The 16714-nt window shown below is 61.7% G+C and carries 13 protein-coding genes and 1 pseudogene; 12 read left to right on the top strand and 2 right to left on the bottom strand.

The window, feature by feature from the left end; all coding sequences use genetic code 11:
* The first annotated feature begins 32 nt into the window (after positions 1-32).
* From AR540_RS09115 to AR540_RS09065, 12 genes are all read left to right on the top strand, one after another.
* On the top strand, positions 33-1802 hold the full coding sequence (locus tag AR540_RS09115; protein ID WP_059228179.1) for an acyl-CoA dehydrogenase C-terminal domain-containing protein: 1770 nt from the start codon (positions 33-35) through the stop codon (positions 1800-1802).
* A gap of 359 nt (positions 1803-2161) precedes the next feature.
* A complete protein-coding gene (locus AR540_RS24400; protein WP_007159763.1) occupies positions 2162-2320 on the top strand; it encodes a YqaE/Pmp3 family membrane protein in 159 nt (52 codons plus the stop codon).
* A 260-nt stretch (positions 2321-2580) separates the two neighbouring features.
* Entirely contained in the window at positions 2581-6105 is a 3525-nt protein-coding gene (locus AR540_RS09110) for a response regulator (RefSeq protein WP_059228177.1), read from the top strand.
* A 3-nt stretch (positions 6106-6108) separates the two neighbouring features.
* Entirely contained in the window at positions 6109-6927 is an 819-nt protein-coding gene (locus tag AR540_RS09105) for a CheR family methyltransferase (protein ID WP_059228175.1), read from the top strand.
* Position 6928: 1 nt separating this feature from the next.
* Complete coding sequence (locus tag AR540_RS09100) at positions 6929-7516, top strand: chemotaxis protein CheB (RefSeq protein ID WP_059228173.1); 588 nt, start codon at positions 6929-6931, stop codon at positions 7514-7516.
* Complete coding sequence (locus tag AR540_RS09095) at positions 7509-8720, top strand: hybrid sensor histidine kinase/response regulator (RefSeq protein ID WP_059228172.1); 1212 nt, start codon at positions 7509-7511, stop codon at positions 8718-8720. Before AR540_RS09100 ends, AR540_RS09095 begins: the two co-directional genes overlap by 8 nt.
* Positions 8721-8879: 159 nt before the next feature.
* Positions 8880-9698 (top strand): NAD-dependent epimerase/dehydratase family protein, encoded by an 819-nt coding sequence (locus AR540_RS09090; protein WP_059228171.1) that lies wholly within the window; start codon positions 8880-8882, stop codon positions 9696-9698.
* 10 nt (positions 9699-9708) lie between these two features.
* Positions 9709-10587 carry an SMP-30/gluconolactonase/LRE family protein gene (locus AR540_RS09085; RefSeq protein WP_059228169.1) on the top strand — a complete coding sequence of 293 codons (879 nt, stop codon included), beginning with the start codon at positions 9709-9711 and terminating at the stop codon, positions 10585-10587.
* Between the two features lie 134 nt (positions 10588-10721).
* Entirely contained in the window at positions 10722-11981 is a 1260-nt protein-coding gene (locus tag AR540_RS09080; protein ID WP_177339212.1) for an acyltransferase family protein, read from the top strand.
* Positions 11982-12039: 58 nt separating this feature from the next.
* Positions 12040-12621 (top strand): DUF4337 domain-containing protein, encoded by a 582-nt coding sequence (locus tag AR540_RS09075; RefSeq protein WP_059228165.1) that lies wholly within the window; start codon positions 12040-12042, stop codon positions 12619-12621.
* A 137-nt stretch (positions 12622-12758) separates the two neighbouring features.
* Positions 12759-13010, top strand: a complete 252-nt coding sequence (locus AR540_RS09070) for a helix-turn-helix transcriptional regulator (RefSeq protein WP_059229708.1) — start codon at positions 12759-12761, stop codon at positions 13008-13010.
* A complete protein-coding gene (locus tag AR540_RS09065) occupies positions 13010-14197 on the top strand; it encodes a type II toxin-antitoxin system HipA family toxin (RefSeq protein ID WP_059228163.1) in 1188 nt (395 codons plus the stop codon). The genes AR540_RS09070 and AR540_RS09065 overlap by 1 nt, the downstream gene beginning before the upstream one ends.
* A gap of 366 nt (positions 14198-14563) precedes the next feature.
* Here AR540_RS09065 and AR540_RS09060 read toward each other — a convergent pair whose 3' ends face one another.
* Together AR540_RS09060 and AR540_RS09055 are read right to left on the bottom strand one after the other, a co-directional pair.
* Positions 14564-15757, bottom strand: a complete 1194-nt coding sequence (locus AR540_RS09060; RefSeq protein ID WP_236712036.1) for a hypothetical protein — start codon at positions 15755-15757, stop codon at positions 14564-14566.
* An 824-nt stretch (positions 15758-16581) separates the two neighbouring features.
* A pseudogene (locus AR540_RS09055) lies at positions 16582-16714 on the bottom strand (IS5/IS1182 family transposase); the annotation flags it as partial.

Below are 16714 nucleotides of genomic sequence, written 5' to 3'. Positions count from 1 at the left end.
ACCGACAAGAACATCTTCCGAGGAGACTCGACATGGCTGATTACACCCCGCCGCTTCGCGACATCCGTTTCGTGCTGGATGCCGTCCTCAAGGTCAAGGAGCGCTGGAGCCAGTGGCCCGCGCTGGCCGAGGTGGTCGACGGCGAGACCGCCGATGCCATCCTCGAGGAAGCCGGCAAGCTGTGCGCCCAGGAGCTGGCGCCGCTCAATCGCAATTCCGACGAGGAAGGCTGTCACTGGAAAGACGGCGAGGTGACCACGCCCCAGGGCTTCCGCGCGGCCTACCAGGCCTTCGCCGAGGGCGGCTGGGTCGGCGTCGGTGGTGATCCCGAATACGGCGGCATGGGCATGCCCAAGGTGCTTACCGCGCAGGTCGAAGAGATGATGCACGCCAGCTGCCTGGCCTTCGGGCTCTACCCGATGCTCAGCGCCGGTGCCTGCCTCGCCCTGCACGCCCATGGCAGCGAAGAACTGAAGCAGGCCTACCTGCCCAATCTCTACAGCGGCCAGTGGTCCGGCTCCATGTGCCTGACCGAGCCCCATGCCGGTACCGACCTGGGCCTGATCCGCACCCGTGCCGAGCCCCAGGCCGACGGCAGCTACCGCGTCACCGGCACCAAGATCTTCATCACCGCCGGTGAGCACGACCTCACCGAGAACATCATCCACCTGGTGCTGGCCAAGCTGCCCGATGCCCCCGCCGGTTCCAAGGGCATCTCGCTGTTCCTGGTGCCCAAGATCCTGGTGGACGAGGCGGGTAACCTCGGTGAGCGCAACGCCGTGGCCTGCGGCTCCCTGGAGCACAAGATGGGCATCAAGGGCGCGGCCACCTGCGTGATGAACTTCGACGGCGCGGTCGGCTACCTGGTGGGCGAGGTCAATAAGGGCCTGGCCGCCATGTTCACCATGATGAACTACGAGCGCCTGGGTGTCGGCATCCAGGGCCTGGGGTCGAGCGAACGCTCCTACCAGAACGCCCTGGCCTATGCCCGCGAGCGCCTGCAGAGCCGTTCGCCCGCCGGCGTCCAGCAGCCGGCCAAGAGCGCCGATCCCATCATCGTCCATCCCGACGTGCGGCGCATGCTGCTGACCATGAAGGCGCTCAACGAAGGTGGCCGCCTGTTCTCCAGCTACGTCGCCTTGCAACTGGACACCGCCAAGTACAGCCCGGAGCTGGCCGAGCGCGAACGCGCCGAGGCCCTGGTGGCGCTACTCACCCCGGTGGCCAAGGGCTTCCTCACCGATCTCGGCCTGGAGCTGTGCGTGGCCGGGCAGCAGGTGTTCGGCGGCCATGGCTACATCCGCGAATGGGGCCAGGAGCAACTGGTGCGCGACGTGCGTATCACCCAGATCTACGAGGGCACCAACGGTATCCAGGCCCTCGACCTGGTGGGTCGCAAGCTGGCGGGGAGCCGCGGTGCCCTCTATCGGCCCTTCAGCGAAGAGGTACACCAGTATCTCACCGGCCTGCCGGCGGACGATGAATTCGCCGCGCCCCTGCGCCAGGCGCTGGATCAGCTGGACGGCGTGACCGAATGGCTGCTGCAGGCCGGCGCTGCCGATGCCCAGCAGCTGGGTGCCGCCTCGGTGGATTACCTGCATCTGTTCGGCTATGTCGCCTATGGCTATCTATGGGCGCGGGCCGCGGCGGCGGCCACGGGAGAGGAGGCGTCCTTCGCCGCGGCCAAGCTGGCTACCGCACGCTTCTATTTCGCCCGGCTGTTACCGCGCACCCTGAGCCTGGCGGCCGCCGTGCGCAGTGGCTCGCAGCCGCTCTACGCCCTGGCTGAGGAGGCTTTCTAAGCTGTTGACCGGCAAGGCAAAAAGCGTAGCGGTGTAAGCCACGGCGTACATCATGTCGCCGCGATAAGCCATCGCCCAGGCGCGGGAGGCTGCGTAATCTACACCCATCGGATCGCGGTACAGGATGTACCCAGCGCTCCAGATGACTTCAAGGAAATGTGGCCAGGATGGCCCCCCGGCAAGGATGTCGGGCAGAGACTCTCAGGGATAGATGGCCAAGGATTGGCGGCCCGACAAGGATGTCGGGTTAAGTCTGCGAAACCCCGCTTCGGCGGGGTTTTTTATTGCCTGCCGGAACCTGATTCAGGCCGTACCAGTCTTAGAGGCATCTTCTCGTCCGCCCTGTACTGGAGCCTGAAATGGACCTCATCCGCCTGATCTTCGCCATCATCCTGCCGCCCGTGGGTGTCTTCCTCCAGGTCGGCTTCGGCGGCGCCTTCTGGCTGAACATCCTGCTGACACTGCTGGGCTACATTCCGGGTATCATCCACGCGGTCTGGGTGATTGCCCGTCGCTGATACGAGGCGCCAAGGCTCTCGTCCCGCCTGGAGCCTGCCGCTGGCCTGCGAGTCGGACCTAGCCGAGATGAAGGCGCCGACGGTCGCCAGGGCTGTGACTGCTACAGCGAGGCGCCTGAGTTCGTTCGTCGCGTGTTGATCCTGCCGGGCAGGACCGTTGCGCAGCTTTGGATCGCGCTCCGATCGGTGACGGCACACTCCCGCAGGTGGAGGCTTTGCCGTCGCCGCTCGTTTCGTCCTGTACAAGGCTTTCAGACCCCATGAATCGCGAGTCGCTTCTCGATCAGACGCACTTCAGCAAGATCCTCAAACGCAACCTGACCCTGCCCCTGAGTATCGGCGTCTTCAGCGCGATCTTCTTCATCGCCATCATCCTTTATCTGCTGCGGGTGACCCAGTGGGTCGAGCATACCGACCGAGTCATCAGCCAGGCCAACGCCAATTTCCGCCTGGTGGTCGACCTGGAAACCGGCATGCGCGGCTACCTGCTCAGCGGCAACACGAGCTTCCTGCAGCCCTACGAACGGGCCCTGCCCCAGGTCGAGCCGCAGCTCGAGGAGCTCAAGGATCTGGTCAGCGACAGCGCGGTGCAGGTGCGGCGCCTGGAGCGCATCCAGGCCACCCACCGCGACTGGCAGCAGTACGCCGCGCAGGTCATAGACGCGCGCCGCACCGGTGGCGACTTCCAGACCTCGCTGAACGATGGCCAGGGCAAGAACCGCATCGACAGCATCCGTCGCGACTACACCGATTTCATCGCCTACGAAGAGCAGATGCGCGCCGAGCGTACCGAGACGGCCAGCCGGATGACGGTAGTCTTCGTCGTCGCCTTCCTGGTGGTCAGCCTGCTGCTCTCGGCGGTCATGGCCTTCTTCGGCCGGCGCGAACTGCTGAGGCTGTCCGCGACCTACAACCGCCTGCTCGACCAGCAGGCCGAGCACACCGAGAATCTGGAGCGGCAGAGCTGGTTCCGCTCGGGACAGAATCAATTGTCGGAGGCCGTCATCGGCCAGACGGCGCTGGGGACCCTGGGGCAGAGCATCCTGCAATTCCTCGCGCGCTACCTGGGCGCCGCTGCGGGCGCGCTCTATGTGCGCCTCGACGACGGCAGTCTCGAACGGGTCGCCGACTATGCCCTGGACGACGAGGGCCGGCGGCGTCGCCAGCGCCTGGCACCGGGCGAGGGGCTCGCCGGGCAGGCGGTGCTTGAGGGGCGCACCGTGGCGCTGGACCGGTTGCCGGCCGACTATCTCAAGGTCAACTCGGCACTGGGCGACCGCGAAGCCAGCGCCGCGCTCATCGTGCCCATCGAGAACGATGGCCGGGTCAATGGCGTGATCGAGTTGGGCTTCCTGCGCGCCCTGCGGCCGCAGGACGAAGAGCTGCTCACGCTGATCGCCGACTCCATCGGTTCCTCGGTGGAGGCCGCGCGCTATCGCGAGCGGCTGCAGCAGGTGCTGGCGGAAACCCAGCAGCTCAACGAGGAATTGCAGGTGCAGCAGGAAGAATTGCGCACCGCCAACGAAGAGCTGGAAGAACAGTCCCAGGCGCTCAAGGAGTCCCAGGTCCATCTGGAGCAGCAGCAGGCGGAGCTGGAGCAGACCAACGAGCAGCTGTCGGAGCAGGCCCAGGAGCTGCTGCAGCAGCGCGACGTACTGGATGACCGCAACAGCCGGCTCAACGAAGCCCAGGAGATGCTCGAAGAGCGCGCCCGTGAGCTGGAGCGCGCCAGCCAGTACAAGTCCGAATTCCTGGCGAACATGTCCCACGAGCTGCGCACCCCGCTGAACAGCTCGCTGATCCTGTCCAAGCTGCTGGCGGACAACCCCGCCGGCAACCTGAGCGACGAGCAGGTGCGCTACGCCGAGTCCATCTATTCGGCGGGCAACGACCTGCTCACCCTGATCAACGACATCCTCGACATCTCCAAGGTCGAGGCCGGCATGCTGGAGATCCGTCCGGAGCAGGTTTCCCTGCGCCGCCTGGTGGAGAGCCTGAAGACCGCCTTCGAGCCGGTGGCCCAGAACAAGGGTGTCGCCTTCGTGGTTGAGCTGGATGCGCGCATGCCGCCGTCCTTCTACAGCGACCGCCAGCGGGTCGAGCAGATCCTCAAGAACCTGCTGTCCAATGCCTTCAAGTTCACCGAGCACGGCCAGGTCACCTTGCGCCTCTCGCTAGAGGATGGCCAGCCCAGCTTCGCAGTGAGCGATACCGGCATCGGCATCGCCGCCGAGCAGCAGGAGCTGATCTTCGAGGCCTTCCGCCAGGCCGATGGCGCCATTACCCGGCGTTACGGCGGTACCGGACTGGGGCTGTCGATCTCCCGCGATCTGGCGCTGCTGCTGGGCGGCACCCTGAGCGTCACCAGCCAGCCGGGGGAAGGCAGTACCTTCATCCTGCGCCTGCCGCTGGAGTACCAGGAGGCCGCTGCGCCCAGTCTGCCGGTGACGCCGGACAGCGCTCCGACCGCGGTTGCCGCGCCTGCCTCTGTGCCGGCGGTGACCGCCGCGCCGCGTCCGCAACCGGCACCTCCGATCACCGAGGCGGCGGCGCCGGTCGGCACGGCCTTCGCCGACGACCGCGACAGCTGGCCCTATCCGGATCGCCGGGTACTGGTGATCGAGGACGAGGTGCCCTTCGCGCAGATCCTTTTCGATCTCGCCCATGAGCTGAAGTACAGCTGCCTGGTGGCCCATCGCGCCGAGGAAGGCTTCGCTGCCGCCCTGGAATACCGGCCCGACGCCATCCTGCTGGACATGGGCCTGCCGGATCATTCCGGCCTCACGGTGCTGGAGCGGCTCAAGGAGAATCCATTGACCCGGCACATCCCGGTGCACGTGGTCTCGGCCTCGGATCGCATCGAGACCGCCATGCACATGGGCGCGGTCGGCTATGCCATCAAGCCCACCACCCGCGACGAGCTCAGGGAAGCCTTCAATCGCCTGGAAGCCAAGTTCGCCGCCGGCCTCAAGCGGGTGCTGCTGGTGGAGGACGACGCCTTGCAGCGCGACAGCATCGCCAAGCTGATCGGCGACGTCGACGTGGAGATCACCGCGGTGGAGATGGGCAGCCAGGCGCTGGAATTGCTGCGCAACGAGGTCTACGACTGCATGGTCATCGACCTCAAGCTGCCCGACATGGAAGGTGGCGAACTGCTCCAGCGCATGGCCAGTGAAGACATCTGCTCCTTCCCGCCGGTGATCGTCTACACCGGGCGCAGCCTGACCCGCGACGAAGAAGCCGCGCTGCTCAAGTATTCGCGCTCCATCATCATCAAGGGCGCGCGCTCACCGGAGCGGCTACTCGACGAGGTGACGCTGTTCCTGCACAAGATCGAAGCCGACATGCCGCTGGATCGCCAGCGCATGCTGGAAAGCGCCCGTAGCCGCGAGAAGGCCTTCGACGGCCGCACCCTGCTGCTGGTGGACGACGACGTGCGCAACATCTTCGCCCTCACCAGCGCCCTGGAGCAGAAGGGCGCCAAGGTGGAGATCGCCCGCAATGGCCTGGAGGCGCTGGAGAAGCTCGACAACAGCGACACCATCGACCTGGTGCTGATGGACATCATGATGCCGATGATGGATGGCTACGAGGCCATGCGCGAGATCCGCAAGCGGCCGCACATGAAGAAGCTGCCGATCATCGCCATCACCGCCAAGGCCATGAAGGACGATCAGGAGCGTTGCCTCGCCGCCGGGGCCAGCGACTACCTGGCCAAGCCCATCGACCTGGATCGACTGTTCTCGCTGATCCGCGTCTGGATGCCGTCGCTGGAGCGCCTGTAGGTCATGAGCGAAAGGTTGCAGGACATCGAGCTGAGGTTGCTGCTGGAAGGCATCTTCCTGAGGTACAGCCACGACTTCCGCAACTACTCCAAGGCCTCGCTCAAGCGCCGGGTGCTGCAGGCGCTGACGCGCTTCGACTGTCCGAGCATCTCGGCGCTGCAGGAGCGGGTGCTGCGCGATCCGGCGCTGTTCGCCGAGTTGCTGCAGTTCATCACCATCCCGGTGAGCGAGATGTTCCGCGATCCGGGCTACTTCCTCGCCCTGCGCGAGCAGGTGGTGCCGGTGCTGCGCACCTATCCCTCGCTCAAGGTGTGGATCGCTGGCTGCAGCACCGGCGAAGAAGTCTTCTCCATGGCCATCCTCTTCAAGGAAGAGGGATTGCTCGAGCGCACCCTGTTCTACGCCACCGACATCAATCCCCGCTCCATGGAGAAGGCCCGCCAGGGCATCTTCCCGCTGGAGAAGATGCGCGCCTATACCGCCAGCTACCAGAAAGCCGGCGGCACCCAGGCCTTTTCCGACTACTACACCGCGGCCTACGACGGCGCCCTGTTCGACAAGTCGCTGATCGCCAACGTGACCTTCGCCGACCACAGCCTGGCCACCGACAGCGTCTTCTCCGAGACGCAACTGGTGTCCTGCCGCAACGTGCTCATCTACTTCAACAAGCAACTGCAGAATCGGGCGCTCGGGTTGTTCCACGAGTCCCTGAGTCACCGCGGCTTTCTCGGCCTGGGCAGCAAGGAGTCGCTGGACTTCTCCGCCTATGCCAACCACTTCGAGCCGGTGGTGAAGCAGGAACGACTGTTCCGCAGGCTCTAGCATGTTCCCTCCCGTGAAGCCCTTGCGCCTGATCGTCATCGGCGCCTCCGCCGGTGGCCTGCAGGTGCTGTTGCGTCTGTTCAGCGGGCTGCCGGCCAGCTATCGCCTGCCGATCGCCGTGGTGCTGCACCTACCGGACGACCGCGCCTCACGGCTGGCCGAGCTGTTCCAGGCCCGGCTCGCCTTGCGCGTCCGTGAAGCCGAGGACAAGGAGGCTATACTGCCGGGCAGCCTGTATTTCGCGCCCCCGGGCTATCACCTGCTGGTGGAGGACGACCTGACCCTCTCGCTGTCGCGCGACGAGCCGGTGCAGTTTTCCCGGCCGTCCATCGACGTGCTGTTCGACAGCGCCGCCGATGCCCTGGGCGAGCAGGTCTGCGGCATCCTGCTGACCGGTGCCAACCACGATGGCGCCAGCGGCCTGCACGCCCTGGCCAAGGCCGGTGGCGTGACGGTGGTCCAGTCGCCGCAATCGGCCGAGGTGCCGACCATGCCCGAGGCGGCGTTGAAGAGATTCCACCCGGATTTCGTGCTGGATGTGCCGGGCATCCATCTAATGCTCATCGAGCTGGAACGCGACCATGGCTGATGTACCCGTCGAACAGGCGAAGCTCCTGCTCGTAGACGACCTGCCGGAGAATCTCCTGGCACTGGAAGCCTTGCTGCGCAGCGAGGAGCTGGAGATCTTCCAGGCCACCTCCGCCGAGGCGGCGCTGGAACTGCTACTGATGCACGAATTCGCCCTGGCGATCCTCGATGTGCAGATGCCGGGCATGAACGGCTTCGAACTGGCGGAAATGATGCGGGGCCTGGAAAAGACCCGGCATATCCCCATCGTCTTCGTCAGCGCCGCCGGTCGCGACCTGAACTATGCCTTCAAGGGCTACGAGAGCGGCGCGGTGGACTTCCTGCACAAGCCCCTCGACGTCCATGCGGTCAAGAGCAAGACCCGGGTGTTCGTCGACCTCTACTGGCACCGCAAGCGCCTGGCCGAGCAGCTGGTGGCCCTGGAGCAGAGCCGCCAGGAGCAGGAGGTGCTGCTCGCCGAGTTGCGCCAGACCCAGGTGGAACTGCAGCAGGCGGTGCGGACCCGCGACGACTTCATGTCCATGGTCTCCCACGAACTCAAGACGCCGCTCAACACCCTGATGCTCGAAGCCCAGCTGCGCCGCATGTACCTGGACAAGGGCAAGCTGGAGGCTTTCACCCCCGACAAGCTGGCTGGCATGGCCGAGCGCGACGAACGCCAGATCCAGCGCCTGGTGCACCTGATCGATGACATGCTCGACATCTCGCGCATCCGCACCGGCAAGCTGTCCATCCGGCCCTCGCAGTGCGATCTGGCCGCCCTGGTCAAGACCGTGGTGGACAGTTTCACCTCGCAATTCGCCGCCGCCGGCTGCCCGGTCGAGCTGCACGCGGAAGGCCCGGCACCGGGGTTCTGGGACGAATTCCGCATCGAACAGGTGATCACCAACCTGCTGACCAACGCCATGCGTTATGGCGCGGGCCGCCCGGTGCAAATCAGCCTGCGCAGTGACGGTGCCGAGGTGGAGTTGAGCGTCAAGGACCAGGGCATCGGTATTCCGGTGGAGCACCAGGCGCTGATCTTCCGTCAGTTCGAACGAGCTACCGGCACCGAGAACATTGCCGGTCTGGGCCTCGGTCTTTACATCGCCGACCAGATCGTCAAGGCGCACCGCGGCAGTCTGCACGTGGAAAGCATCGCCGGGCAGGGGGCGACCTTCCGCCTGCGGCTGCCCTGTCTGCCTGCATCGGTGAGCGTCGCCTGAGTCTGGGGTGACGTAATACTCGCCTGGGGCCGAGCGTGGCTTGACTGCCTCGGCCGAGCGTTGGGCGGCATTGACAGGATACCGGGCAGCCGCGAGAATCCAGAAAAGAGGTGGGATGTCGTACCTCTTGCCAGATAACTCCATAAGAAGGCGCCCGTCATGTCCGAAGTCCAGTCGTCACCCTTCCATCGTCTGCTGCTGACCGGTGCCGCTGGCGGTCTGGGCAAGGAGCTGCGCCAGCGGCTCAAGCCCCACGCCGAGATCCTGCGCCTGTCCGACATCGCCCCGATGGAACCCGCTCAAGATGCGGCGGAAGAGGTGGTCACCTGCGACCTGGCGGACAAGGCCGGCGTCCATGCCCTGGTGGAAGGCGTCGATGCCATCCTGCATTTCGGTGGCATCTCCACCGAGCACGCCTTCGAGCCCATTCTCGAAGCCAACATCCGCGGCACCTTCAACCTCTATGAGGCCGCGCGCCGCCATGGCGTGAAGCGCATCGTCTTCGCCAGCTCCAACCACGTCATCGGCTTTTACCGGCAGGACCAGCGCATCGACGCCAGCGTGCCCCAGCGCCCGGACAGCTACTACGGCCTGTCCAAGGCCTTCGGCGAAGACCTGGCCAGCTTCTATTTCGACCGCCATGGCATCGAAACGGTGAGCATCCGCATCGGCTCCTCCTTTCCCGAGGCGCAGAACCGCCGCATGCTCGCCACCTGGCTGAGCTACGCAGACCTCACCGACCTCATCCTGCGCAGCCTGACCACCCCCGACGTCGGCCACACCATCGTCTACGGCGCCTCCAACAACCGCGACAGCTGGTGGGACAACCGCCTGGCCGCGCACCTGGGCTTCCAGCCCAAGGACAGCTCCGAACAATTCCGCGCCAAGGTCGAGGCCCAGCCCCTGCCGGCGGCGGATGATCCGTCGCGGGTGTACCAGGGCGGTGCCTTCGTCGCCACCGGCCCCTTCGACGACTGAGATGCCTGCAATGACTGCCGAACTGCTCGTCGATGCCCGCAACGCCACCGGCGAGTGCCCGGTCTGGCAGGTCGCCGAACAGGCGCTCTACTGGGTCGACATCCCCGCCAAGCGCCTGCACCGCTGGACCCCGGCCGGTGCCCTGGACAGCTGGAGCGCGCCGGAAATGCTCGCCTGCATCGCTGCCCGCGTCGGCGGTGGCTGGCTCGCTGGCCTGGAAAGCGGCCTGTTCGCCCTGCAGCCCGAAGCCTCCGGCGAGCTGAGTGGCGAACGGCTGGTCACCCTCGACCATGCCCAGTCGGCGATGCGATGCAACGACGGTCGCTGCGACCGCCAGGGCCGCTTCCTGGTGGGCACCATGGTGCAGGACATGGCCCGGGGTATTGCGGCTGGCCGTCTCTACAGCCATTCGGCAGGCGAGGGCGCCCGGCTGTTGCTGGACGACCTCATCGTCCCCAATGGCGTGGCTCTGAGTCCCGACGGCCGCACCCTCTACCTGTCCGACTCCCATCCCAGCCGCCAGCTGATCTGGGCCTTCGACTACGACCCCGATTCGGGCACGCCCAGCAACCGGCGACTGTTCGTCGACATGAATGCCCATCCCGGCCGGCCCGATGGCGCGGCGGTGGACGTCGACGGCTGCTACTGGATCTGTGGCAACGACGCCGGCCTTATCCATCGCTTCACCCCGGATGGCCGCCTGGATCGCTCCCTGGCCGTGCCGGTCAAGAAGCCCGCCATGTGCGCCTTCGGCGGGCGCAACCTGGACACCCTGTTCGTCACCTCCATCCGCCCAAGTGGTGACCTCAGCGACCAGCCACTGGCGGGCGGTCTGTTCGCCCTCGACCCTGGGATACAGGGTCTGGCGGAGCCGGCTTTCGCTGGTTAGCGGGAAGGACGAAACCGCGTCCTGATCGGTGTCCGGTAACGTCGGGACACCGATTGTCATGGTTTTGTCATCTCCTGTGCCAGGTTCGGCGCCTGGGCGGCTTATAATCAGGCTTTACCGCCGTACTGCCCGCCATGACGATTCCCGCCGCCCTGCGCCCTACTGTCCGTTACTACGGCCTGGAATGGCTGAGATTCCTCATGGCGCTGTATATGGTCGTCTACCACCTGGGTGGGCTCTACAGCGATCTACCGGATGCCTTCCGCCGCCTGGCCGGCATGGGCTTCTTCGCCACCAGCACCTTCTTCCTGCTCTCCGGCTTCCTGCTGGCCCACGTCAGTCTGGATCGCCAGGGCGCACTCAAGGGCAGCTCCCGCGGCTTCGTGCTGCGCCGCCTGTGCAATCTCTATCCGATCCATCTGCTCACCCTGCTGGTCGCGCTGGGGCTGGCCTATTGGCTGTCCCAGGATTCCTGGCTGGAGCACGGGGTGCCGGTCTACTACAACCAGCACCCCTACCTGCACCTGGAGGAGGGCAACGAGCTGGAGGAGATGCTGCCGCTGTCCTGGCTGGCCGCCACTACCCATGTGCTCTTGCAACTGCTCCTGCTGCAGTCCTGGGAGCCGCGCTTCCTCTGGCTCAACGGCGCCGCCTGGTCGATCTCGGCTCTGCTGTTCTTCTACCTGCTGTTCCCATTGCTCGGCCCGCGACTGATGCGCCTGCGTCGCTGGGCCTTGGCGGCCGCCACGCTCTGGGGGCTCTATCTGCTCGGTCCGCTGCTGGCCACCTGGGCCCAGGCCTTCGACACCGTCACCGTGGGCGTCATCCACCGCAATCCGCTGATCCGCCTGCCGGAATTCCTGCTCGGCATCCTGCTCTATCGCGCCATGCAGGAGCCCTGGGTGGCCGAGACGACCCAGCGCCTGCGCGTACCCCTGCTGCTATTCGGCCTCACCGGCCTGTGGCTCGGCGCCCTGCTGCTGGAGGGCGATGGCCGTCGCTGGTTCTACCTGGTCCACAACGGCTTGCTGACGCCCTTCCAGGCCGCGGTACTGCTGGCCTGCGCCACCTTCGGCGAGCCCGGCCGCGCCGGTGTGCGCCGCCTGGCCCAGCGCCTCGGCGAGGCCTCGCTGTGCATCTTCGCCGTCCATACCCCGCTGATCGCCGTGCTCGAACCCTGGACCCGCACCCTGCTGGGCTGGATGCACCTGGCCGGCGACAGCCTCGAAGACCTGGCCGAAGACGTCGGCGAGGCCCTGGCACTGCCCATCCCCATTCCCGGCTGGATGCTGCCGCTGCACCTGGTACTCATCGTCCTGCTCGGCTTGGCCATGCAGCGCTGGGTGGCCGGTCCGCTACGCCGCTGGCTACAGGCGCGCCTGCCCAACTCTTAAGAAGGCCTTAAGCCAGCCCGGCTAGCCTCGCCGCAGGAATCCGCAGCGGAGCTGAGCCTTGTCCAGCGAATACGAAGTCCATGGCCCCCACGACCACGAAGTGGAGCACGCCGCCCACGGCGCTCATCGCCGCGACAGCCTCACCGGCCGCATCGCCGTCACCACCGCCATCCTGGCGACGCTAGGCGCCCTCTGCGCCTACCAGGGCGGCAACGCCGAGAGCCTGGCGCTCTACTACAAGAACGAAGAAGCCATCGCCAAGACCGAATCCGCCAACCAGTGGGGCTACTACCAGGCCAAGGGCGAAAAACAGAATCTCGCCGACCTAGGCGCCGCCCTCGCCAGCGATCCCGCTACCGCCCAACGCTTCACCCAGGACAGCCAACGCTACGCCCAGCAAAAGGCCGAGATCCGCACCAAGGCCGAAGCCCTGGAAGTGAAGGTACAAGCCAACGAATCCCTGAGCGAAACCCAACTCCACCGCCACCACCGCTGGGCCCAAGCCACCATGCTGATGCAGGTCGCCATCTCCCTGGCCGCCATCACCTTGCTGACGCGGCGGCGGTGGTTGCAGGTGGCTGTGTATGGGGTGGCGGGGGCAGGGGTGGTGGTTGGGGTATTGGCGCTTTTGCATGTCTAGCCATCAAGGTATTGCAGATAGCGACCGTCAGGCGGCCCTCGAAGAGAAGAGCCTGCTACGAGCGATAGAATTAGCTTTACCAGGCTTTCGGGTTTCGTATACGTTACAAGTCATCGACTTTGTTACGTATGCAGAACATGGACAGCGAGCTGATCGGCCAACGCCTCGGCAGCCAACTCCGCCAGCGTCGCCTTAATCGAGGCTTGACCCAGGCAAACCTCGCCGAACTGGCAGGGCTTACCCGCCAGAAAATCATCGCCGTGGAGCGGGGAGACCCTCGTGTCGGTATGGCCGCCTATGCGCGTGCGCTCGCAGCCTTGGATTGCGAGCTGGCGGTAGTCCCCGCCGCCTTGCCGACATTGGACGAGATCCAAGGGGTGTTCGACTGATGAAGACCCGGCTGCGCGTCGCAACCCCGTCAGGCGAGAGCGGAGCGCTCGTATCTCAGGATGGCGATTACCTATTCCGTTACCAAGATGAAGCCTCTGCGCAGGCCGCCGTCAGTTTGCTGATGCCGGTGCGCCTGGATGACTATCGCCGCCGCGAGCTGCATCCGATCTTCCAGATGAATTTACCGGAAGGTTACGTACTTGAGCAGCTACGTAACCGGCTGGCCAAGTTGGTCCCTCTCGATCCCATGGCCCTGCTGGCGCTCACCGGCAGTAGCTCGCCCATCGGCCGCGTGACGGTCGCTTCTCCCGAGATCGATGCCTTGCTGGAGCGCCAGCGCTTTCCAGGCGAACGGCTTAGCGAGATCCTCGCCTGGGATGGCACGGAAGACCTGTTCGTCGAATTGGTGGATCGCTACATCCTGCGCGCCGGTATCTCCGGCGTGCAGCCCAAGGTCTTGGTACCTGAGCGGGAGGATGCCCGCTTCACGTCGAGAACCGCCGAGTTGATCATCAAGAGTGGCCGCGACGAGTTTCCGGGCCTGGCGATCAACGAATACCTCTGCATGTCCGTGGCGCGGGAAGCGGGCATTCCGGTGCCCGAATTCCATCTTTCCAGCAATGCCAAGCTCTTCGTCATGCGCCGTTTCGACCGCGACGAACATCTCGAACCTATCGGCTTCGAAGACATGGCCGCGCTGATGGGCTTGGCGGCAGAGCAGAAATACAGCAAGAGCTACTCGGCCATCGCCAAGGCCATTCGCCTGTTTTGCGCACCCGAACACGTCCGCCCCTCGTTGGCCCAACTCTTCGCCATGGTGAGCCTGAGCTGCATCCTCGGTAATGGCGATGCTCATCTGAAGAACTTCGGATTGCTCTACGCCGATCCTGCCCAGCGTGATGCCCGGCTGGCGCCCGCCTATGACATCGTCAACACCACTGCCTACATTCCTGAGGATGTGCTGGCGTTGGAGCTGATGGGTAACAAGTCTTTGTTCGCCTCACGTCAGGGTTTGCTGGATTTCGCTCATGTCTGTGACGTTGAACGACCGGTCGAGGTGATCCGCGCCCAGCTGGAAGCGCTGGAGCGAGTTCTGCAGTGTTCGACTGAGCTTTGCAGCCAGGCGCCACAGGTCTTCGCTGCCATCCGGCACAGCGCCGCGCCCTTCGTGCAGACGTTCGGCTAAAGCAGTAAGGAGTCGGAAAAGACAGGGCAAAAGCCCAAAACCCAGGCACAAAAAAGCCGCGCAACGCGCGGCTCTTGAAGCTAGTGGGCCTACACGGACTCGAACCGTGGACCCAAAGGATTCTGAGTTAACTAGAAACGTTGCAAGCCCAGCGAAACCATTTGTAGCCTAGGGTATGTATAGTTAGCTGAAAATAGCACTGTAGGGTGTTCTAAGCGTAATTTAGTAAAATCTGTATACTGTACTGCCAACGCACTGCTTTTTTCCGATAAACGGTAGTCAGGCTGTTATTCATGACTCAGCAGCTAGATGCGTGCTCTCACAGTAAATTTCTCTTCACCAATTAGGCAGTTTTACATGGGAAACTTAAACTGCCATTATGTTAACGGTATCTATATGAATCTCTTGGTGCTTGTCGAGAGGCTGAGAAAGGAAGCTGCGTTCTAATTTTCCCTCTCCAATGTAGATAAGCTTAGAGTTTTCAGGGAAATAAATTTCTTTGATTTCGCCAGCTTTAATTCTTTCCATGGGATTTGAAGTTTCATCAGGACAAGTTTCTTCCTTGATGTGCTCAGATACAGAAATGAAAGCCTGCGTATCCGAAGGTAGACTCTTGCCGATGAATGATAGGATGATGTTGAGGTTGGTTTCGTCAATGTCCTCTTTGAGGATCGCATCTAGCAAAAATGGTAATCTGTGGGCCGATTTTGAGTTCGCGATTAAAGAGTTCAGTGCAAAGTGATAAGCCATTATTGTCTTGTGAAGCTCAACACCTTGCCGAGGGAAAGAGCTAATTTTGTAAAGATCTAGATACCTGCTGTCGGTTAGCGGTTTTAGTTCCAGTAATGACATGTATTTCACAAAAATTCTTTTAAACTCAGCTTCTTTACTGTTTCGCTTTGTTAAGGTTTCTTGTTCTGTGGTCATTGAGTCAAGGGAAAATTTTATCCTCTTTAGTTCACTCTCAAGCGTTTCAATATCGGCTTGCATTTTTCTGTATAGCGCAGCGTTAGCTTTGTTCGACAGCCATTGGTCAAAAGTAACTCCATCAATGGCTTTGCTTATTAGGGTGCCGTAGTTTTTATATATTTCACTAGTTATGTTATTAATTTTCTTGCTGGATGTATGGATTTCTGATTTTTTATCTGTTAATTGCTCTGTGATGTGTGACTCAAGCTCTACGGTGTCGTTGTATTTTTGATAGTGGCTGTATAAGCCTTCTAGGGAATAAGTGAGAACTTGTGTGCAGGCTGGGCAGCGATCCACATCGTTATAGTTTTGTTTCTTGATATTGCTTTTGGTTTTTTTGAGGATTTTGTGGTGGTTTTGTAATAAGGAAAGCTTGTTGCAGAGGTTTATGTGCTTTCTTCTTTCTTCATTAAGTGAGTTTGATATTTTTATATATCCATCTACGTACTCCTTTGCCTGTGCCCCCGAACGTTTCGTCGACGAGTTTGGCAAATTGGAATTCAGCTTTTTTCCCGTACCGCCTGAGATTGTTAATATCGGCCGATAGGTTGTCTCTTCTTTGTGTGAGCTGTCTGTGCTCAACGCGATCAAAGCTATTACTTACGCCTAAGTAGTAGTTTAGGTAGTCGTCTTTAAAGCCTTTGTAGTATTGAAGATTGGAAAACGACTCACGCAAATACACCCAGCCTACAGACTGCGAAATATAATATGGCAGGAACATGCTTTCGAGAGGGGCTGGTTTTAGCTCACCTTTTTGCTCAAGCTGCAGAGTGAATCCAACTAGGTCTCGCACGTATTCCTTCAATGCGATGTGCTCAGCACTATTGTCGGCATTAATGCCGTGAAAAGGTACAACTTTTCCGGTCGGCTCTTTAATGTAGATCGACTTTTGTGTTCTTATAATAGAGTATTTATCTTCTTGGTCCTCAGTTGTCTTAGAAAAGTCCACTCTGAATGTTGGCTGGTAGCTTAGGATCTCAGCCAGGCTCTCTTTGATATCATTAATGCCAAAGGTATAAATCAAGCTTAATATTAGTGAGCTCTTTCCCGAAGTGTTGCGCCCGCTAATTATGTTTGCGCCTGGCGAGAACTCACAGTAGAAGCAAACTTTATTTGATTCGGAGCTGACAAATAGCCGATTAAATTTAAGTATTGCTCTCATTTCAATTTCTCACCGTGGTATTCTACAAACGCACAGAGCGCAGCAAATAAAATATCTATATCATTTAGATTTATGTTATTGCTATTTTTGATGTCGGTTATGTACGCTTCAAGCATTTCCTCGCAAGAATAGAAATTGAGAGTATAGTCGTTTGCTTTAATAAATGTTTTAATTGTTTGGTGTTCGTTGTTGCTCATGTCTTTCAGAAGTTCAAAGCTATTTCTGATATGATTTTCGTGATCGAATTGAACTCCTAGGCTCTGTACGAAAAATACTGGCGCAGACAGCGCAGCGTGCAAGCGAGCGTGACCATCGCCGCGAAACTTTTTGCCAGCTTGTCGTAGCGAGTGCCGATCCTGCGACTCTCCTTCAGCCAGCCGAACATC

This window comes from Pseudomonas sp. EpS/L25, from assembly GCF_001512295.1.
Taxonomy (GTDB): Bacteria; Pseudomonadota; Gammaproteobacteria; order Pseudomonadales; family Pseudomonadaceae; genus Chryseomonas.
The sequence above is the reverse complement of the archived record's forward strand: the minus strand, read 5'-3'. Positions and strand labels throughout refer to the sequence as shown.